Origin of the sequence: Acinetobacter sp. CIP 64.2 (assembly GCF_000369645.1) — a bacterium.
GTDB lineage: Bacteria > Pseudomonadota > Gammaproteobacteria > Pseudomonadales > Moraxellaceae > Acinetobacter.
Genome location: NZ_KB850122.1, coordinates 135,981 through 155,929, shown reverse-complemented (window position 1 = coordinate 155,929; position 19,949 = coordinate 135,981). Strand labels below are relative to the sequence as shown.

The window sequence follows — 19,949 nt, the reverse complement described above, 5'->3', positions numbered from 1 at the left end:
CGCGATAAAAAAAGCCCACCAATCGTGAGCTTTTTTTTATCGCATGACCTAATGATTACTAGATCACAGTAATTTGAGTTGCTTGTGGTCCTTTCTTGCCTTCACCTAAAATAAATGAAACGCGTTGACCTTCTTTTAGAACTTTAAAGCCAGAGCTTTGAATTTCGCTGAAATGAGCAAAAACATCTTGTCCAGAATCTGCATGAATGAAGCCAAAACCTTTAGTTTCGTTAAACCACTTAACAGTACCAGTAACTGTATCAGACATATACTTAAACCTATATTTAAAAAATTGGGACGCTTAGCAGCAAGCAACTTGGAATCATAAACTTTGAAAGGAAATCTGATAAAACGAAAGGTTTGTCTAAAAACTACGAGATCAAAGATTTTCTGAATCAACAGTGTTATTCTTCTAGTCCATTTAACTATACACGAATTTACATTTTTCACGCAATCTCTATCTCTTTACATCAGCTAAAATGAGATTTTTCTACAGAATTTTTCACAACGAAGAGTAAGCATCATTATTTTTTTATCTTAATATTCATAAGATTAAGCAACTACAAATTCCAAATCATGCTTTTTATATAATTTTTTAACATATTATTTCATTTCCTTTGGCTCGCAAATATCTATCATTCACTGGCAGTTTCAAGCTTTTTTTGGGGGCACAAAAAAAGCCCACAGAGTGTGAGCTTTTTTTTCACTGGTCTAAAGTAATTAGATAACAGTAATTAGAGTTGCTTGTGGTCCTTTTTTACCTTGACCAAGAACAAACGAAACACGTTGGCCTTCATTCAATACTTTGAAGCCCTTGCTTTGGATTTCGCTGAAATGAGCAAAAACATCTTCACCAGAGTCAGCTTGAATAAAACCAAAACCTTTAGTTTCGTTGAACCACTTAACAGTACCAGTAACTGTATCAGACATACCTTTAAACCTTTTAAACTTTGTTCATTTATGAATTAAATCAAAATTTTTACATAATGATTTAATACAATCTATCTGTATTAAATAGATACTACAAGTATGTGAACCATTTATGTCAATCGATAAAGTTGATTAACATCGGTATAGAAACTATTCCCGTCTAAATTAAAGTCAATCTCTCGACCTGATTCCAACAGTACTTTCTTTCCTACTTCCACCCATTTAAAGCCATTCAACGTATTTTGCTGACGCTTTAACGGGATGATTCGCACACAAATCTCATTGCCATTTATGGCTTTGGCTACACGCCATTCATTAATAATTTTCAACACAAAATCACTCATTCCTGAGCTCAAGTGATCGATTTGGATTTACTATAACGCTAGATTAATTGAGAGAGGATAACTACAATTCTAGAATCTAATAATTTTTAGCTTTCTTTAGGGTTATTTCAGCTAACTTAATTGCTGCCTACTCTTTAAGATAACAACAATTCAATAATCACAGAGCTAATATTCAATTAACTTTTAAATTGGTAGCGGGAGCTGGATTTGAACCAACGACCTTCGGGTTATGAGCCCGACGAGCTACCAGACTGCTCCATCCCGCATCAACATTTGATCATCACATCTGATCAATGAGATGCTTTATACGCCCATCTCCCCCACAATGCAAATTTTTTTTATAAAAATCGCATATTTTCCTTACTAACGTCTAAATTAAGTACAAATTGATCATTTTTCATTCTTTTATATAATTCTCTAAAGTGCACTTAAACCTCCCCTCAATTTGAGATTGTTTACATGTAATTTTAAGAATTGTTCAATAAAACAACTATTCTCTTATAATTCAAAATACTACAAAAAAATTATGCAGTGAAAACCCCATTATGTAACAATATTGGCAATCTTTTCTTTTTATAGTGCTTCATGTCATTAATTATTGGTATTGACCCTGGTTCACGCTTAACAGGTTATGGAATTATCGAAAAAGATGGCAATAAGCTGCGGTTTGTTGATGCAGGAACCATTCGTACTGAAACACAAGGTATGCCCGAACGTTTAAAACGTATTTTTGCAGGTGTGGAACGTATTGTTAAATTTCATGGCCCGACAGAAGCAGCGGTCGAACAAGTATTTATGGCACAAAATCCCGACTCGGCTTTAAAACTTGGTCAGGCACGGGGCGCGGCCATTGCAGCATTGGTCAATCTGGACTTACAGGTTGCAGAATACACCGCTCGCCAGATTAAACAGTCGGTTGTCGGTTACGGCGCTGCAGATAAAGAACAAGTACAAATGATGGTCATGCGTCTACTCAATTTAACCATTAAACCACAGGCCGATGCTGCCGATGCGCTTGCTGCTGCAATTTGTCATGCCCATGCTTCTGGCAGTATGAGCAAAATGGCAGTACTCAATGCTTTAGGGGGTATGGCGCGTGGACGTAGTCGTGCCAGTACTCGAAGACGTTAATTATTTATAGGCAGTATAAATCGAAATAGAGCCGCCCAATGTCGCCACGACCTCATGTTCCTGAACATTCAGCAATCCAGCTTCTGCTAACAATATTGGGATGATCCCATCAGCATTCGGCTGTGTATCCTGCTTACCGTCGGCCAATTGGATGATGTTAAATAAAAAGCGCATGATCTTTGTACGCTGCTCTCCAAAATCAGCAATTACAACCAAACCATCATCTGGCAAAAGCTCATACATCGATTGTAAAATTGCCTGCTTCATTACAACTGGGCATTGATGCAATACCAGACTTGAGCAGATTTTATTGACTTTCTGAGCATGGCAAAGTTGTTGTAAATGATCTCCCATAGTGTGTTGCCAAATAATCGTATTGCCCTGTTTCTTAGACTTTTCTTTCGCTATATCTAAAATTTTCCGATCTGGGTCTATACCAATCAGGGTGGCGTGAGGTTGAATTTTTGCAATAAGATTCAATAGAGTACCAGTGCCACACCCCACATCAACAATCACATCCCCAGCTTGAGGGTTAAGATATTGCAGCATGCGTTGCCGCCAATACTTTTCCCGGGTAAAGCGAATGACTGGATCATATAGACGATTAAACATAAAACGCCCCATTGCAGGGGTAAAGCCTTATTCAGATACCATGTTATTTTCTTTCCTTCTTGTATTTATTAACATCATATTTGAGAATAATTATCATTTCAATAATTCACTACATGATAAATCATTTTTCCCATTTCATGCGCTTGCAATCCTCGCATGCCCTTCTCCGCCAGCAGATCACCTGCCTGCGCATGCAAACTGACGATTTCATGCAAAGCAATCTGTTGATGAAATTGAGCTTTTAAACTGGCAATCATGCCTGCCAGTACATCGCCCATGCCTCCTGTTCCCATCCCCGCATTACCCTGCGTACAGATAAATAATTGTTCTTCTAAAATTAAACTACCCGCGCCTTTTAACACCCATTGCCCTGCATATTTTTGCTGTAACTGTTGAATGGCAGCGATACGGTCTTGTTCTATATCCGCAGCAGTACACCCCAAAAGTGTTGCGGCCTCACCTGAATGTGGCGTTGCATAGAGATGCTGGTTTAATTGTTGCGGATGCTTGGCCAGAAACCACAAGCCATCGGCATCAAGTACAACCTCTAAATGAGAGTTTTGCTTGAGTAAATCAAACCATTGCAAATATATCTGCCCTGCCCATTCATCTCGACCTAAGCCCATCCCAAAACAGACGGCATCCACCTGTGTTAATAGCTGTTGGATACCTTCTTGGTCTAAGCTATTAATATCACGCAGCATAATATTCGGTGAACGTGCCAAAATGGCTTGATGATGTTTGGCATGACAGACCACACTGACTTTGCCTGCCCCTGCATGGAAAGCAGCTTCAGCCGCCATAATAACAGCACCCCCCATCTCGGCATGTCCACCTACAACTAATACATGACCATAACTACCTTTATGCCCAAAAGCCTGACGTTTTGGCAAAACGATTTTTTCGGGTGACAGATAGGCAAATGGTTTTAACTCTTGGTCAACTGGAATCAAACTCAGCAAATGTAGTTTTCCCACATATTGCTTGCCTTGACCCGTAAACAAGCCCGCTTTGTAGCCCAGAATGGTAAAGGTTTGATCTGCTTGTACTGCACAGGGCAACGTTTGTCCTGTATTGGCCTGTAAGCCGCTGGGGATATCGATTGAAACTTTTAAACCTGTTTGCAAATTATAAAGCTGAATAATTTCTTGCCACTTTTGATCAAGTGCTCGATTGAGACCAATGCCAAATAAGGCATCAATATGACAATCAAAAGTAGGGATTTTTTGCTGAACTGCGTTTTCTGACAATAAATAATCAATGCTTTGAATATCAACTTGATGAGACTGTGCATAATCTGCGGCTTGTTTTAAATCTACTGATTGGCCGAGTTCAGTCGCATAAACAGTGATGTTAAATCCCTGCTGCTTCAGAAATGCAGCAATATAATAGCCATCGCCAGCATTATTGCCTTGCCCACACCAAACTGCGATCTTTTGAATTTTATTTTGTTGGAATTGAGGAATTAACTGTTGGGAGATTGTCCAAGCTGCTTGCTGCATGAGTCCTAAAGATGAATTTTGCTGAGCAAACCAACGCTGCTCCCATGCTTGGATACTTTGGCTATGGTAAACTACAGCTTGCATGTTTTTCTCCTTATTATCGGTTTATGGCTTCAAGCACATCTTTTCAAACACAGTCCCAGAAAATGCCTGACAAAATCGAGCTACAGCAGCTTGATTCTCAAGCGTTGAAAGACTGGATCAAAGCACAGGCATTAGACTTGGGCTTTGCTGATTGTGTCATTGCCAAACCAGATGCTCAAGATCAAATGCCGCGTTTTAAAGAATATTTAGAACGCGGTTATCATGCCGATATGCACTATTTAGAAGAAAACTTGGAAAAGCGCGCTGATCCAACCTTGCTCGTTCCTGGTACAAAAAGCATTATTTGTGTGCGCATGAACTATCTTGTGGCATCACCCAAGCCCCGTTATGTGCCATTTGAACCCAATTCTGCCATTATTGCGCGCTATGCACGTGGTCGTGACTATCATAAAGTCATGCGTGGACGCTTAAAGACATTAGCGACTCGTATTAAAGAAAAAGTGGGCGATTTTGAATCTCGTCCTTTTGCTGATTCAGCCCCTATCTTTGAAAAATCATTGGCTGAAAGTGCGGGTATGGGATGGACGGGTAAACATACTTTGCTGATCCATAAAAAATCAGGTTCTTTTTTTGTTTTAGGCGAATTATTCACTTCGCTTGATCTGCCTTTTGATCAGCCTGCTACTGCACATTGTGGTTCATGTACAGCCTGTATCGACATCTGCCCAACACAGGCGATTGTTGAACCCTATATGCTGGATGCCAGAAAATGTATTGCGTATTTAACCATTGAATATAAAGGCATCATTCCTGAGGAATTAAGATCGGGTATCGGTAACCGTATTTTTGGCTGTGATGATTGTCAGTTGATTTGCCCTTGGAATAGCTTTGCTAAAAAGGCTTCAATTCCAGACTTTGACCCGAGACATAACCTGGATAACATCAGTCTATTAGAGATTTGGCAATGGGATGAAGCCACTTTTCTCGCCAATACTGAAGGCAGCCCAATCCGCCGTACTGGCTACCAATCCTTTAAGCGCAATATTGCAATTGGCTTAGGAAATGCTCCATACTCGGCTGAGATCGTGACGCAATTGCAAGATGCAAAAACGCGGCACGACGAGATCGTTAATGTACATATAGATTGGGCAATTCAACAGCAATTGCAGCAAATAAAAGTACATTGAATAGAAAAATGATGTTTTTTGCCCTTTGGCTTTGGCACGATTTCTGTATGATGAATCTCAATGTCTGTAATCAATCATCATGGATATAACAATGACTTTACGTAATGACTGGACTCGTGATGAAATCCAAGCTTTATATGACCAACCTTTTCTAGACTTAGTATTTGAAGCCCAAGGTGTGCACCGTCAGCATTTCCAAGCGAATTCGATTCAGGTCAGCACATTACTTTCAATCAAAACAGGGAAATGTCCTGAAGACTGTAAGTACTGCTCGCAATCTGCTCGTTACGACTCTAAGTTAGAAGCAGAAAAGCGTATTGCTGTTGATAAAGTCATTCGTGAAGCACTTGCAGCAAAAGAATCGGGTTCATCGCGTTTCTGTATGGGCGCTGCTTGGCGTAACCCACATGAGCGTGATATGCCTTATGTGTTGGAAATGGTGCGTGAAGTCAAAGCATTGGGCCTAGAAACCTGTATGACTTTAGGGATGCTGAACCAGTCTCAAGCGGAACGCTTAAAAGATGCAGGTTTGGACTATTACAACCACAACCTAGATACATCTCGTGAATACTATTCACATATCATTAGCACACGTACTTTTGACGACCGTCTGGATACTTTAGATCATGTTCGCCAAGCAGGTATGAAAGTATGCAGCGGCGGTATTGTGGGATTAGGTGAAAGCCGTAATGACCGCATCGGTTTGTTACATGAACTTGCAACTATGCCAGTACATCCAGAATCCGTGCCCATTAACATGCTGGTTCCAATCGAAGGTACCCCACTGGCGAATGTTGAGAAATTAGATGTCATTGAATGGATTCGTACCATTGCTGTTGCACGTATCATCATGCCACACAGTTATATTCGCCTTTCAGCAGGTCGTGAGTCATTGAGCGATTCAGATCAAGCGCTTGCCTTTATGGCTGGTGCAAACTCCCTCTTCTCTGGTGAAAAACTTCTTACCACCCCAAATGCGGGTGAAGGCAAAGATCAGGTCTTATTTGCCAAATTAGGTTTAACCGCAGAAAAACCCAAGCCATCGGTTGCAGAACTCTCTGTCGATGCCATGAGCGCATAAACGAAAAAGCCTTGTCAGATGACAAGGCTTTTTTAGATATGATTAAATTGATGTCACCAAAATGCCGTATTTGGCATTTAAAAACATTCCAACACGAATAACATCAACACCTGCTGCATGTGTCACTGACAATTCCTGTGTATGTACATCAAAATGAAATGAATCAAAAATGTCTTGATGCTGCATCAGCCATAGAATGGTGTCAGTAATACTGTCATCTACCGTATAGGTTTCTGCCTTAAAATCTTTATTCATAACACGTTGTATATGTTCTATTGATCTTTTTATCATAACGGATCAACAGATTTAACGCAGCTTGTTAAAAAAACACTTAGTAAACGATATTGCTAAGTGTATAAACTCTTTATTTGCTCTTAATGCTTAAGCCACTTGTGGACTTACAATGCTTTGACCCGCTTTCAAGCTTGCAACAGCTTTTGGGTTGAACTCTAGTGTTAGCACGTGATTATCTAAATGGACATGATAAGATTGGATCAATGACTGCTGCCCCTCATCCGTTTCAAGCACGTATTCATCTGCAATATTTAAAATACCTTCTAGATTGGTGGTACTTGAGGCACGATCATGACTGAATAAGTCATAAATTGTCTGCAAATTAAAGCTTGCCTGCTGTTCCGTAGGATGGCTTTTTAAATGACTTTCTAGGAATAAAACAAACTTGTGTGCAAAGAAATAATAGTTCGGTTTGTGGGTATAAAGCATGTTCATTGAAAGCTCCTTTAACGGTGTTTTTTTCATCTAATCATGACTAAAAAACTAAGGATTTAACCTTAAAAATTTCTTAAAAGAACTTTGCGCTTTTTGTTAACGAGCTTAACAATTCAGCTAAAAACTTGATTATTCATCTAAATTATTATTCAAATTATACGAATAAAATCACATAAAAATATAATTCCTGCTATTTTTAGATCAAAAAATAATCAAATAGGCCTTTTTTATAAAAGGAAAAAACAATCAGTCTTAAGCAATATTAAACAAACCAGCTCTGAAAGTAAGTTTCAGCAAAAATAAAGTTTCCTCATATCAACAACTTATTTATGATCGGAAATTCTGATCAAAACCCCTGTAAAAAATGTGATGCAGTTTGCAATTTCACAACCTACTGATATATATTTCGCACATTACTTGTTCAGCGCAAAAATTCAACTGAGAAGTAATTTTAATTCAAACTTTTAGCTGATGTATTCGAGAAACTATTATGAAGAAACTTGCTTTGATCGCTACTCTTTCAGTTGTAGGTATCGCTAACGCTCAAGCTGCTGATGGAACGATTACAATTAATGGTCTAGTAACAGACAAAACTTGTGACATCGTAACTCCAGCGGGTAAAGACTTTACTGTAACGCTTCCAACTGTTTCAAAACAAACACTTGCTAATGCAGGTGATGTTGCAGGTCGTACTCCATTCCAAATTAACTTAGGTAACTGTTCAGAAGGTAAAGTTGCAACTTACTTCGAACCAGGTGCAACTGTTGATTTCAACACTGGTCGTTTATTAAACCAAAACGCTGCTGGTGCTAAAAACGTTGATGTTCAATTATTGGGTAACAACAACCAAGTAATTCCTGTTCTTGCTGCTGGTAGCAATGGTGCTCAAACTAACTCTCAATGGGTTGACGTTGTAGAAGGTGGTAAAGCTGACCTTAACTACTATGCTGAATACTATGCAACTGGCGCTTCTACTGCTGGTGAAGTAAACACTTCAGTTCAGTACACTATTATTTATCAATAATCTTATTGATAAACTATGCGAATTTCTAGTTAGCTAGAAATTCGCAGTTGTATACTTCACGCAATCATAGAGTAAATTTTAATGGCACTGAACAGTTACAATTTTTTGCTTGGTCTAACGATGTCTTCGGCTTTAATCGCAAGTCACACACATGCAGAAATTATCTTGCATGGTACTCGCGTTATTTATCCATCTGATGCTCGTGAAGTGACTTTGCAAGTCAGTAACAACGGTTCTAAGCCATCGCTTGTTCAGGCATGGATTGATGAAGGTGATGCTAAAACCACACCGGATCAAGCTAAAGTTCCGTTCATGATTACTCCCCCGATTTCGCGTGTAGAGCCAACGAAGAGCCAATCTCTTCGTATTACTGCATTACCTAATGCTGCTCAATTAAATCAAAAGCAAGAAACTGTTTTTTGGTTGAATGTTTTAGATATTCCACCAAGACCAACAGCAAACAGTAAAGATGCTGTTCCTGATAATTTTTTACAGCTTGCAATCCGTTCACGTATCAAGTTTTTCTATCGCCCAGCAAGCATTAAAGCCGATGCCAATCTCGCTGGTGAAAAATTGCAGTGGGCTAAAAGTGGACAAACACTTATTGTAAAAAATCCAACACCGTTTCACGTCACCATGACTGCGGTGTATCAACAAAATGCAGGAAAGCCAGTTGACCTACTACCTAAAGGTCTAATGCTGTCACCTTTTTCAGAGGACAAAATCCAATTGAAAACAGGTAGTACTGAAAAGCTGAGTTATGTAAGCATCAATGATTACGGTGGTCGTATCGAACACCAGATCAAGCTTCAATAACAAATTTATTTTCAATCAATAAATGATTTTGTACCTATCATTGAATAGGCGAACGGATTATGTCAAAGAAAAATGCAACAGCTAAATTCTTGAAGCGTCGTATATGTTATTACCTTACTTCTGGGGTGATCACAGTGACGATGCCTATGGCTGTTTATGCAGTAGAAGAGACAGCAGAAAAAGCCCCACCAATGGAAGCAGAATTCGACTCTGTTTTCTTAATCGGTGACGCACAAAAAGTAGATATTTCTCGTTTTAAATATGGTAACCCAGTTTTGCCGGGTGAATATAATGTTGATGTTTATATCAATGGTAACTGGTTTGGCAAAAGAAGAATGATGTTCCGTTCAACAGAACAAAATAAAAATGCCTATACCTGTTTCACATCAAGCTCATTACTTGAATATGGTGTTAAACAAGATGTGCTCGTGAACCGCACTGAGTCTAATGCACCAAATGCATGTTACAAAATCGAAGAATGGATCGAAAACGCTTATTATGATTTCGATACCTCTCGTTTACGTGTCGATATTTCAATCCCGCAAATTGCTCTGCAAAAAAATGCGCAAGGTTATGTTGATCCGAGTATTTGGGATCGTGGTGTCAATGCTGGATTTTTATCTTATAGCGGTAGTGCCTATAAAACCTTCAACCGCTTAAATGACAATAAAGAAACCACCAATGCCTTTATGGCAATTACTGCTGGCGCCAATATTGCGGGTTGGCAACTTCGCCACAATGGTCAGTGGCAGTGGCAAGATGGTTCGCAAAGCGAGCTAGATTCAACCAATACAAAGAAATCGACTTACGAATCGACCAGTACTTATTTACAGCGAGCATTCCCACAGTACCGAGGTGTTTTAACCTTGGGTGATAGCTTTACCAATGGTGAATTATTTGATTCCTTCGGTTATCGCGGTTTTGATTTTTCAAGCGATGACCGCATGCTGCCGAACAGTATGCTTGGCTATGCACCACGTATTCGTGGTAATGCAAAAACCAATGCCAAAGTTGAAGTTCGCCAACAAGGTCAGTTGATTTATCAAACCACAGTTGCACCAGGTAGCTTTGAGATTAATGACCTCTACCCTACAGGTTTTGGTGGTGAGCTTGAAGTTTCGATTATTGAGTCGAATGGTGAAATTCAAAAGCTTGCCGTTCCTTATGCATCTGTCGTACAAATGTTACGTCCTGGTTTAAGCCGCTACTCAGTCACTGCCGGTGAGTTCCGCGACCGTGATATTGATTTAACACCTTGGGTAACACAAGGTAAATATCAACGCGGTCTGAATAACTATTTGACTGGCTATACAGGCTTTCAATTAGCTGAAGACTATAGTTCTTTATTATTAGGTGCCGCTGTTGCAACACCAATTGGTGCGGTTTCGTTTGACGTGACTCAATCGAATGCTGATTTTGACAAACAAGGCTCGCAATCAGGACAAAGTTTTCGCTTAAGTTACAGCAAGCTCATTTCACCGACCAATACGAACCTGACCTTAGCAGCCTATCGTTATTCGACGGAAAACTATTTAAAGTTACGTGATGCTGTTTTAATCCGAGACCTAGAAGATAAAGGTGTGAATACCTTTGCTGTAGGTAAGCAGCGTAGTGAATTCCAGATTACCCTGAACCAAGGTTTACCCGAAGGCTGGGGTAATATTTATATGGTGGGTTCTTGGAACGATTATTGGAATCGTAATGAAACGAGTCGTCAATATCAGGTCGGTTATAGTAATCACTATCAAGGATTAACTTACGGTCTTTCAGCGACCAATCGTCAACTCCAATACGGCTCAAATAATCAAACACGTGATACAGAATATTTGATGACGCTCTCTTTCCCAATGAATTTCAGAAAGAGCGCAGTCAATGTCAATGCAACCGCATCAGAAAACAGTCGTACAGTGGGTATGAGCGGTATGGTGGGTGATCGTTTCAACTACGGTGCATCGGTATCTCATCAAGATAGACAAAATCCAAGTTTCAACGTCAACAGCCGCTATCGTACTAACTTTGCTACCGTTGGTGGTTCTTATAGTATTGCTGATTCATATCAACAAGCGATGCTCAGTGTCAGCGGTAGTATAGTTGCACATGATAAAGGCATCTTGTTTGGTCCAGAACAAGGTCAAACCATGGTACTGGTTTATGCACCAGATGCTGCGGGTGCCAAAGTCAACAATACCGTTGGCCTCAGTGTGAATAAATCAGGTTATGCTGTTATTCCATATGTCACACCATATCGTTTAAATGACATCACGCTTGATCCTCAAGAAATGTCGACCAATGTTGAATTGGAAGAAACCAGTCAGCGTATTGCGCCTTTTGCTGGTGCGATTGCTAAAGTTGATTTCTCCACCAAAAAAGGTTATGCCATTTACATCAACACCAAAACTGCAACAGGTGAAGGCTTGCCATTCGCGGCACAAGTATTTAATACCAAAGATGAATCTGTGGGTATCGTAGCGCAAGGCAGTATGGTGTATTTACGTACTCAAGAGCCAAAAGGTGATTTGTATGTAAAATGGGGTGATGAAGCCAATGAACAGTGCCACTTCAGTTATGATGTTACCGCACAACTTTCTAACGATCAGCAAAGCATGATCATGACTGAGGCAGTATGCAAATGAAAAAATTACTTTTAAGCAGCGCCTTAGTTGCTGCAGGTTTTGCTATCAATACAGCAGCTCAAGCTGCTTGCTCAACTAGCGCGGGTTTCAGAACGATTGATGTGTCTATGCAAGTAGGGCGTGTTGTGGTTCGACCAAGTGACCCTGTTGGCAAAGTCTTAGTTAAATCTCTTTTTGAAATTCGCCCAGATTCTAGAACTACATATAGTTGTAATCGTAGTGATATGATGGTCGCCCGATTATTACAAAATTATGCAATTAGTTCTCTAGGCGATAATATCTATTCCACCAATATCCCAGGGATTGGCATTCGTCTGTATCGTGAAGCATTTAATGCAACAAATTTTTCTGGATATTATCCCTATACCCGTCCCGTACCAAGTACCCGTATTAGCCTTGCCGAAGGTTACTTCGTTGTCGAAATCGTGAAAACAGCTGAAAATACGGGCTCAGGAACATTAGTACCAGGTGTTTATAGTACCTATTATGCTGGGAATCGTAGTGATAGTCCGTTTTTAACCAGTACTGTTTATGGTAATGCGATTACCATTGCATCATCCTCTTGTGAATGGAGAGGTGATATTAATAAAGCAGTACAGCTTCCAACAGTAATGAAGTCAGGATTCAAAGGAATTGGTTCGACTCAAGGCGAACAATCGTTTGAACTTAATATTCTTTGTAATGGTGGTCAAAACCCAACAGGTTACGAAGAAAAAAACCTCATTAGTTTGACCTTTGACTATCAACAAGAAGGCAATAACACCCAAGTTTTAAAGAATCTTGAACCAAATTCGACTAAAGCAAATGGCGTTGGGGTACAGTTAGTATGGAACTATCAGAATAAAAATCAGGTTATTGGTTTAGGTAATAAGTTAGAATTAGGAACTGTGAAATCGAATCAGACAGTTCAATATAATGTCCCTCTCACTGCTCGCTATTATCAAACCGCAACGAATGTCACTGCAGGTAAAGTCCGTGCAATGGCAACTGTAACCATACAATACGATTAAACCTTTTATAAGACCTCTTCCCAAACAAGAGGTCTTTTTTTATATAGCTAAAATGAAAGTTATCTAAGCCCTTAATCTTAATTCATTAAAAAAATTCTCTTTTTTGTTTTTGATATAAAGCTTGACTCACATACCAGAGGAACAATTAATGAAAAACTGAGTATATTGGCACTTAGCCTCACTATTTTTGGTTGTGGTGAAAACCAGAATAGTTCACAAAATAATCCCAACGCCCAAACAACTGCAACAACCTCTACAAGCTTTAGTTCACTTAGTTTTAGTCAACCACAGACATGCCAATATAACTTCGATGCAACACAACAAGATTATGATGATTTATGGAACAATCAAAATTCAGACTATCTGATCGGTGTATTTCCTACGATTGATGGGCAAAAGTTTGGCTTTACTGTTACCCCACCCTATTTTAGGGACCATTACCCTGAAGAAAATATAACTTTTAATTATTTTGACTTCTTATCAGCAAGTAAGAAACGACTACAAACAGTAAGAGGCAGTGAAGGATTTCGCCCTCCATTTCTAGATAATGCAGGTGATTTACCTTTACCAAATACAGGGATTCTTGCCTAAGAAATGCAAATAGACATTCCAGCAGTTCCTCTTAACGGTGGTTACTACGGTGAACCTAGTTCATCATATTTTACAGATATCAATTTCAGTGGGGAAACCGATAATGGCTATATCGTAAGATCCCTCTATTCATTTGCTGCAGGCAGTGCTGATCCAGATTTTGGTGAGAATCCTCCCTTTGTATTATTTACCCTCGATTACCCAAATAGCAATCATACAGAGTATAGTTCAGCCGCTTATTACTACAGTAAATTGACAGAGTACCAAAGCAAATATCATCGATTAGGTGTTTATATTAACCAAAATAGCAAACAGGTTGGCTTTATTGTCAATGGTGTTGATCAAGGCTTCAATCTACCCTACCTGCAGCACTTGAAAATCTTAGTTTTAACATTGATAGCGGAGTCTCGATATATTCTAATCATTTAGATGGGCAAGAACTATCATCTGAAATGATCACTGACCGAAATGCTCTACAGTTCAACTACCCACAAGGTGCAACTGATATCTGTGGTAATGTCATTTAACTTAGATCAGATTTAAAAAACCTAATCACCAGATTAGGTTTTTTATATTTTACCAAACTAGCGAAAGTATATTTTAGCGACACAAATACAAGTACACTTCCCTATTTCAACAACAAAAATAGATTCTTCCAACCATGTAATAGCAACCCGACAACTCAAATTTATAATTCTCAATACAATAAAAAAACGTGATGTAATTAACAATTCAAAATAAATACATTAGACTTCCGTCATAAATCAAAAAACGTACAATTTATTTGATCTTAAATTAATCAGCAAAATTATTTAATTCAAGAGATAATCCTTGGATGAAATTCAAAGATATTCAAAAATTATCAAACGTTAAGTTTCGTAGGCTTACCGGTGTTAGTTGGGCTACATTTAACCTCATGTTGGCCGAGCTAAATAAGCATTTACCTCGTCATATTGGTAAAGGACGACCGCATAAATTACCGTTGGAAGATCGTTTGCTCTTATGTATAGAATATTGGAGAGAATATCGAACATTTTTCCATCTTGGTATGAGTTACGGTGTATCTGAAACGAGTGCAATTCGTATCACACGTGTTATTGAAGATACCTTAATCCGTTCTGGAAAATTCAACTTGCCAAAACAACTTCCTAATCGAGATGAAGTGGATTGGGAAGTTGTTGTGATTGATGCCACTGAAATATTAGTTCAACGTCCAAAAAAAACAGAAGAAATGGTATAGCGGTAAAAAAAAGCGACATACCTTTAAATTTCAGCTATCTATGCACTATATAACAGGTGAAATACTGAGTGTATGTGGAAGTCATGGAAGCATGCATGATTTTAAAATATTTAAAAAAAGCATGAGGAAATTAAAATTTAAGCCCTTTTTTATCGTTGATAAGGGTTATTTAGGGATAAAGAAATTGGGTTTTGGATGCCTCATGCCATCTAAAGCAAAGAAAACTGAAAAACTAGATTCTGAATTAAAAAAGTTAAATAAAGAGATTGGTCGTAGACGAATTCAAGTAGAGCATGTATTTGGAAGGATGAAATGTTTTAAGATTTTATCTTGTGTATATAGAAATCGTCGTAAAAGATTAAACCTGCGGTTTAATTTACTTGCTGGCATATACAATTTAGATTGGGTGAAAGATAAACAATTAAATTGATTGAAAAATGATTTATGAAGGAAGTCTATTAATTATCAATTTTAGATTAAAACCTTAAACAGATCACACTTAAACCAAATATTTAATCAATATTATTTTTTAAGATTGCTTTAATAATAAATTTTATGTTAATTAATACTTAATGCATTTTATAAAGGCAATAAACATGTATAACAATATTTATAAATCTGCCCTACTTTTATCATTAATGGCGTTTGCTTCGGTGAGTTATTCAACAAGCACAATCCAAATGAATGGAAGTATTGTAGAAGACACTTGTTCTCAGCAACTTCAAACTAATGATTGTCATCAATTGAATACGCTTCGTGATAAGATTGATTCTCAATTAATTTCACTCAGTGATTTAAATTTGAACACCCAAAAAAATACAACAACAGATATTAGTATTGAACGATTTCCTGACCAAAAGAATGCGGTTATTATTGCAAGTTACTACTAGTTAATAGATTTCTTATCAAGATGTGAACTAATTAACATTAAATATTTAGTTCACATTTGACTTATGATCAAAATCTACATTTTATAATAATATTAAAGAAAATCAGCTTTTTATTTAGTTCTATTTAATATACAGCCAAATTTTAAATTTTCATCCTGCTAACTACGCCAACCCAAGAAAATTGTTTTAAATAATGCAAAATTATTTCACACATACTAGAGAACATATCTTGACCACCTAAAATATTTTCTATAATTTTTTGATTGATGAGAAAACTTTAAAATAATTTAGCATCTTCTTTCTCCCCAAATGCCTGCAATACGTATAGGTACATTGCTTAACGGTTTTATGCTCAGGAGCATATTTATGTCAGATTTTATCTCTTTGATACGTTTTAGTTTACTACTTACAATAACACCTATACTGATTAGTACAAGTGGCTGTGCTCATCCTCTAGCATCACAAAGTTTAGCCAATCCTCATAAAATCCCTTATCCAAGCATTGATACAGCATTGGGTGAAAAACTACAACCAAACGAAAATATTCTGGCTCAACAAATATCTGAACAAATTGAACAGCATATTCGTAAACAATACATTGCAGGACAGGCTCTGCGAGACGCACACCCTAAAGCTCATGGGTGTGTTCGTGCAGAATTCCATGTTTTAAAATCATTACCGACAAACTTAACACAAGGCATTTTTATACCAGATAAAACTTATTCAGCATGGATTCGTTTTTCTAATGCATCAGGAGATGCCACACAAGCTGATGATAAGAATGATGCACGAGGCATGGCGATCAAAATTCTCGATGTTTCTGGTAAAAAGATTTTGGAAAATGATGATCAAGCAATGACGCAAGACTTTATTATGATTAATCATCCAGTATTTTTTGTGAACGATCCTCAGCGCTACTTATCTTTTATAAAGGATGTGAATAGCAAAAGTATGTTCAAAAAATTACAGATCCCTTTTGCTTTAGGCTTTCAAGGAACATTCAATGCCGTTAAAGCCAATAATTCGAAAATTTCCAATCCATTACAAGCCAGATATTGGTCAATGGTACCTTATCAGCTAGGATTAGGTGACAAGCGACAAGCCGTAAAATATTCAGCAAGGCCCTGTACTCCGTCCTTAACTTCCATACCTAACCATCCTAGTCATGATTTTTTAAGAATTGCACTTCGAAATAGTTTAGAAAAAGATGAGGCATGTATGGAGTTTCTTATACAGCCGAGAACCTCCAACAAAATGCTTATAGAAGATTCCATGACTGAATGGAAAGAATCGCAAGCCCCTTTTTATCAAGTTGCAACAATCCATATACCTAAACAGGTTTTTGACACTCCTGATCAAAATACATTTTGTGAAAATCTTTCTTTTACGCCGTGGCATTCTCTCCCTGAGCATAAACCCTTAGGCGCGATCAATCGATTACGTAAAGTGATTTACGAAAAGATTAGTACCGTTCGACATGAAATGAATGCTGTGCAAAGAAAGGAGCCGCTATAAACCATACGATTCATCAATAACGCAACTATTCAAAAATATAAACTTTGCGCTGACCATCTACTGAAAATATACATTTTCCTTTAAACTCTTGAGCATTACCTAAGTGATTCTCAGCGCAGAATTCTAAATAAAGGTAAATATCTCCACTATTTTGATTTATATAATAATTATTCCCTACATTATCATGAAAACTAACGGTCTTTTTTTTTGCAACATTAGAAATTACTAATTTTTTGCAATTTTCAATCAGCTTTTCCTTATTTAAGTTAATTTCAGAGTGACGAATAAAAGAAGAGCTTTTACTCAAATCTCGCTCATTATCTTGATTGTTATTCTCAACTATATATGGATCTAAATTCGCGACAATATTAGAGTCATTGCTCTTATACTCATCAAAACTTTCACACCCCAACAAACCTAGTATCATGGTGAAAGCTAAGACATTCTTCACTTAAATAATCTATAAAATTAAAAAGTGTAAGATAGCAAAAATAATCTGATATAGCAAAATAAAATACATCCAGTGCTAATAAACTAAATCCGCTGGAGTTCTGTTTTAAATTTTAATTAAACCCTTAAAAATCTTGACTCTATTTTATGAAATCAATAACTTTATTTTAGAGATTCTTGATATGAACTAGCTTGCTTATACAATGAAAATCACTCAAAAACTCGAATACAATTTTATCTTTTTAATTCAATCATTTCACTTATCCATTATTTTCTAAATGATTAGAGTATTCAGATAATCCGGCTGTATTTTTTGATGTCAAAGTACCACTTGCGTGGATTTTAATATTAAAAAACCACTTAGGATTAGTACACCTAAGTGGTTGTTTTGTATGGTGGGCCCACCGTGACTTGAACACGGGACCAACGGATTATGAGTCCGCTGCTCTAACCAACTGAGCTATAGGCCCAAAACTTGAATCATATTGTGTATATGATGAATACTGCCTGATCTTAGTTAAATTTAACTTAAATTACAAGCAGATGATTTTATCAAATTACCAAAATAATGTTAAAAATCATAAACTGCGCTGATTCTATCTGATCTCCCCAGCTTGAGTAAAGATCTTAATGTGCTATTTTGATCATTAATAAGCCATCTAAATTTCTTTTTATCTGGTATTTTCGGATATGTATTTTCCTGAAAAGTCGTATTACACTGCTGCAATTCAAAGCCTATGATGACAAACATGAAAAAATTTTTAGGAAAATCTATTTTTAAAGCAACAGGTTGGGAATACAAGGTTGATCCGGCCATTTTAGAAAAGAAACAAGTCATTATCGGCTTCGAACATACTTCCAATTTAGATACCATTCTATCACTCGCATTATTTGAAATTTTAGAGTTAAAAATTCATACCTTAATCAAGAAAGAATTGTTTAAAGGTCCATTAAAACCAATTTTAGAACGTTTGGGTGGCATCCCTGTTGACCGTAAAGCCAACAAAGATATTGTCACGCAAATGGTTGAACTATTTAATCAAAATGACAGTTTTAATCTGGTAATTGCACCTGAAGCAACGCGTGCCAAAGATAGTGAAGTACGTAACCCCATTCGTACGGGTTTCTGGCATATCGCTAAAGCTGCCAATGTGCCAATTATTTTAATGTATGCCAATGCACGTACCAAGAAAGGCGGCATTCTAGGGAAAATTTATCCAAGCGATTTACAATCAGATCTAGAAAAGATCAAAGTACTTTATGCCGAATACGACATAGACGTCAAAATTAGCTAATTGATTCAATCTATTTGATCAATCTTTAACGCCTGATCAGGATTTTAAAGTTTGAATATGAGCGATGCTAGTTTTCAACAAAACCATCGCTATGCTAATATTCCTGCACTTTTTTAAGTTTTATTTTTTGGAGTTACTTCCATGGCGGGTCATTCTAAATGGGCCAATATTAAGCATCGTAAAGCTAAACAAGATGCCAGTCGCGGTAAAGTTTTTACTAAATATATCCGTGAAATCGTAACCGCTGCACGTTTGGGTGGGCCAGATGCTGCAAGCAACCCACGTTTACGTGCTGTTGTTGAAAAAGCACTTTCTGTGAATATGACACGTGATACCATCAATCGTGCGATTCAGCGTGGCGCTGGTGGCGAAGATAACGATGATTTAAAAGAAGTCACCTATGAAGGTTATGGTGTTGGTGGTGTTGCGGTTATCGTTGAGACGATGACCGATAACTTAAACCGTACTGTACCAGATGTCCGTCATTGCTTCTCTAAAACCAATGGCAACTTGGGTACCAATGGTTCAGTGGCTTACCTATTCACCAAGCGTGGCGAAATTTCTTTTGAAGATGTTTCTTTGGAAGACAAAGTCATGGAAGTTGCTTTAGAAGCAGGTGCTGACGACATCGAGATTGATGAAGATACGATCTTAGTTATCACGAGTCCTGAAAGTTTTGGTGATGTCCAAGATGCGCTTACAGCTGCAGGTTTAAAATCCGATAATGCCGAAGTTGTGATGAGCCCATCGACTAAAGCTGAAATCAATGATATCGATCAAGCTAAACAAATCATGAAAATGATTGATATGCTTGAAGATCTTGACGATGTTCAAAACGTTTATACCAACGTTGAATTCTCTGAAGATGTATTAACGCAACTTGATGCTTAAGCCACTCAGACGAATAAAAAATGCATCTTTTTA

Annotated in this window: 20 protein-coding genes, 2 tRNA genes and 2 pseudogenes; 14 read left to right on the top strand and 10 right to left on the bottom strand. The window is 37.7% G+C overall.

Annotated elements, in window-relative coordinates:
- Positions 1-58: 58 nt before the first annotated feature.
- The 4 genes from F895_RS10345 to F895_RS10360 all read right to left on the bottom strand — a co-directional run bounded on the left by F895_RS10345 (position 59) and on the right by F895_RS10360 (position 1,540).
- Positions 59-268 (bottom strand): cold-shock protein, encoded by a 210-nt coding sequence (locus F895_RS10345; protein ID WP_005241032.1) that lies wholly within the window; start codon positions 266-268, stop codon positions 59-61.
- Between the two features lie 452 nt (positions 269-720).
- Positions 721-930 carry a cold-shock protein gene (locus F895_RS10350; protein ID WP_004653101.1) on the bottom strand — a complete coding sequence of 70 codons (210 nt, stop codon included), beginning with the start codon at positions 928-930 and terminating at the stop codon, positions 721-723.
- A gap of 110 nt (positions 931-1,040) precedes the next feature.
- A complete protein-coding gene (locus F895_RS10355; protein WP_005241029.1) occupies positions 1,041-1,274 on the bottom strand; it encodes a hypothetical protein in 234 nt (77 codons plus the stop codon).
- Between the two features lie 189 nt (positions 1,275-1,463).
- Positions 1,464-1,540, bottom strand: a tRNA-Met gene (locus F895_RS10360).
- A 319-nt stretch (positions 1,541-1,859) separates the two neighbouring features.
- Between F895_RS10360 and ruvC the strand changes: the two genes are divergently transcribed.
- The gene (gene ruvC / locus F895_RS10365) at positions 1,860-2,405 is read left to right on the top strand and encodes a crossover junction endodeoxyribonuclease RuvC (RefSeq protein ID WP_005241027.1); all 546 of its coding nucleotides are present in this window, start codon (positions 1,860-1,862) and stop codon (positions 2,403-2,405) included.
- Here ruvC and F895_RS10370 read toward each other — a convergent pair whose 3' ends face one another.
- Positions 2,406-3,017 (bottom strand): class I SAM-dependent methyltransferase, encoded by a 612-nt coding sequence (locus F895_RS10370; protein ID WP_010590213.1) that lies wholly within the window; start codon positions 3,015-3,017, stop codon positions 2,406-2,408.
- A gap of 98 nt (positions 3,018-3,115) precedes the next feature.
- Positions 3,116-4,603, bottom strand: a complete 1,488-nt coding sequence (locus F895_RS10375; protein ID WP_005241022.1) for an NAD(P)H-hydrate dehydratase — start codon at positions 4,601-4,603, stop codon at positions 3,116-3,118.
- Positions 4,604-4,626: 23 nt separating this feature from the next.
- Between F895_RS10375 and queG the strand changes: the two genes are divergently transcribed.
- Positions 4,627-5,751, top strand: a complete 1,125-nt coding sequence (gene queG / locus F895_RS10380; RefSeq protein WP_010590212.1) for a tRNA epoxyqueuosine(34) reductase QueG — start codon at positions 4,627-4,629, stop codon at positions 5,749-5,751.
- Between the two features lie 91 nt (positions 5,752-5,842).
- Positions 5,843-6,832, top strand: coding sequence for a biotin synthase BioB (gene bioB, locus F895_RS10385; protein WP_005241017.1), 990 nt, complete (start codon positions 5,843-5,845; stop codon positions 6,830-6,832).
- Positions 6,833-6,874: 42 nt separating this feature from the next.
- Here the strand turns inward: bioB and F895_RS10390 are convergent, their stop codons facing one another.
- Complete coding sequence (locus F895_RS10390) at positions 6,875-7,087, bottom strand: hypothetical protein (protein ID WP_005241015.1); 213 nt, start codon at positions 7,085-7,087, stop codon at positions 6,875-6,877.
- Between the two features lie 126 nt (positions 7,088-7,213).
- On the bottom strand, positions 7,214-7,561 hold the full coding sequence (locus F895_RS10395; RefSeq protein ID WP_005241013.1) for a hypothetical protein: 348 nt from the start codon (positions 7,559-7,561) through the stop codon (positions 7,214-7,216).
- Between the two features lie 490 nt (positions 7,562-8,051).
- Here F895_RS10395 and F895_RS10400 point away from each other — a divergent pair, with 490 nt between their 5' ends.
- The 9 genes and pseudogenes from F895_RS10400 to F895_RS10435 all read left to right on the top strand — a co-directional run bounded on the left by F895_RS10400 (position 8,052) and on the right by F895_RS10435 (position 17,280).
- On the top strand, positions 8,052-8,585 hold the full coding sequence (locus tag F895_RS10400) for a fimbrial protein (RefSeq protein ID WP_005241011.1): 534 nt from the start codon (positions 8,052-8,054) through the stop codon (positions 8,583-8,585).
- An 81-nt stretch (positions 8,586-8,666) separates the two neighbouring features.
- Complete coding sequence (locus F895_RS10405; RefSeq protein ID WP_005241009.1) at positions 8,667-9,401, top strand: fimbrial biogenesis chaperone; 735 nt, start codon at positions 8,667-8,669, stop codon at positions 9,399-9,401.
- Between the two features lie 59 nt (positions 9,402-9,460).
- Positions 9,461-12,034: a fimbria/pilus outer membrane usher protein gene (locus F895_RS10410; protein ID WP_005241008.1), complete on the top strand. Its 2,574-nt coding sequence runs from the start codon at positions 9,461-9,463 to the stop codon at positions 12,032-12,034.
- Positions 12,031-13,044 carry a fimbrial protein gene (locus F895_RS10415; protein ID WP_005241005.1) on the top strand — a complete coding sequence of 338 codons (1,014 nt, stop codon included), beginning with the start codon at positions 12,031-12,033 and terminating at the stop codon, positions 13,042-13,044. Before F895_RS10410 ends, F895_RS10415 begins: the two co-directional genes overlap by 4 nt.
- Before the next feature lie 144 nt (positions 13,045-13,188).
- Positions 13,189-14,162: pseudogene (locus tag F895_RS0118890) on the top strand (DUF4882 family protein).
- 308 nt (positions 14,163-14,470) lie between these two features.
- Positions 14,471-14,875, top strand: coding sequence for a transposase family protein (locus tag F895_RS10420; protein WP_000669095.1), 405 nt, complete (start codon positions 14,471-14,473; stop codon positions 14,873-14,875).
- 37 nt (positions 14,876-14,912) lie between these two features.
- A pseudogene (locus F895_RS19455) lies at positions 14,913-15,305 on the top strand (transposase family protein); the annotation flags it as partial.
- Between the two features lie 166 nt (positions 15,306-15,471).
- Positions 15,472-15,765: a hypothetical protein gene (locus tag F895_RS10430; protein ID WP_005240998.1), complete on the top strand. Its 294-nt coding sequence runs from the start codon at positions 15,472-15,474 to the stop codon at positions 15,763-15,765.
- 366 nt (positions 15,766-16,131) lie between these two features.
- A complete protein-coding gene (locus F895_RS10435; RefSeq protein ID WP_005240996.1) occupies positions 16,132-17,280 on the top strand; it encodes a catalase family protein in 1,149 nt (382 codons plus the stop codon).
- Between the two features lie 25 nt (positions 17,281-17,305).
- Here F895_RS10435 and F895_RS10440 read toward each other — a convergent pair whose 3' ends face one another.
- Positions 17,306-17,707 carry a hypothetical protein gene (locus F895_RS10440; RefSeq protein WP_005240994.1) on the bottom strand — a complete coding sequence of 134 codons (402 nt, stop codon included), beginning with the start codon at positions 17,705-17,707 and terminating at the stop codon, positions 17,306-17,308.
- A 416-nt stretch (positions 17,708-18,123) separates the two neighbouring features.
- Positions 18,124-18,200 (bottom strand) — tRNA-Ile (locus tag F895_RS10445).
- A gap of 279 nt (positions 18,201-18,479) precedes the next feature.
- Here F895_RS10445 and F895_RS10450 point away from each other — a divergent pair.
- Together F895_RS10450 and F895_RS10455 are read left to right on the top strand one after the other, a co-directional pair.
- Positions 18,480-19,025 (top strand): 1-acyl-sn-glycerol-3-phosphate acyltransferase, encoded by a 546-nt coding sequence (locus F895_RS10450; protein ID WP_005240993.1) that lies wholly within the window; start codon positions 18,480-18,482, stop codon positions 19,023-19,025.
- A gap of 141 nt (positions 19,026-19,166) precedes the next feature.
- Positions 19,167-19,916 carry a YebC/PmpR family DNA-binding transcriptional regulator gene (locus F895_RS10455; protein ID WP_005240991.1) on the top strand — a complete coding sequence of 250 codons (750 nt, stop codon included), beginning with the start codon at positions 19,167-19,169 and terminating at the stop codon, positions 19,914-19,916.
- The last annotated feature ends 33 nt before the right edge of the window (positions 19,917-19,949 follow it).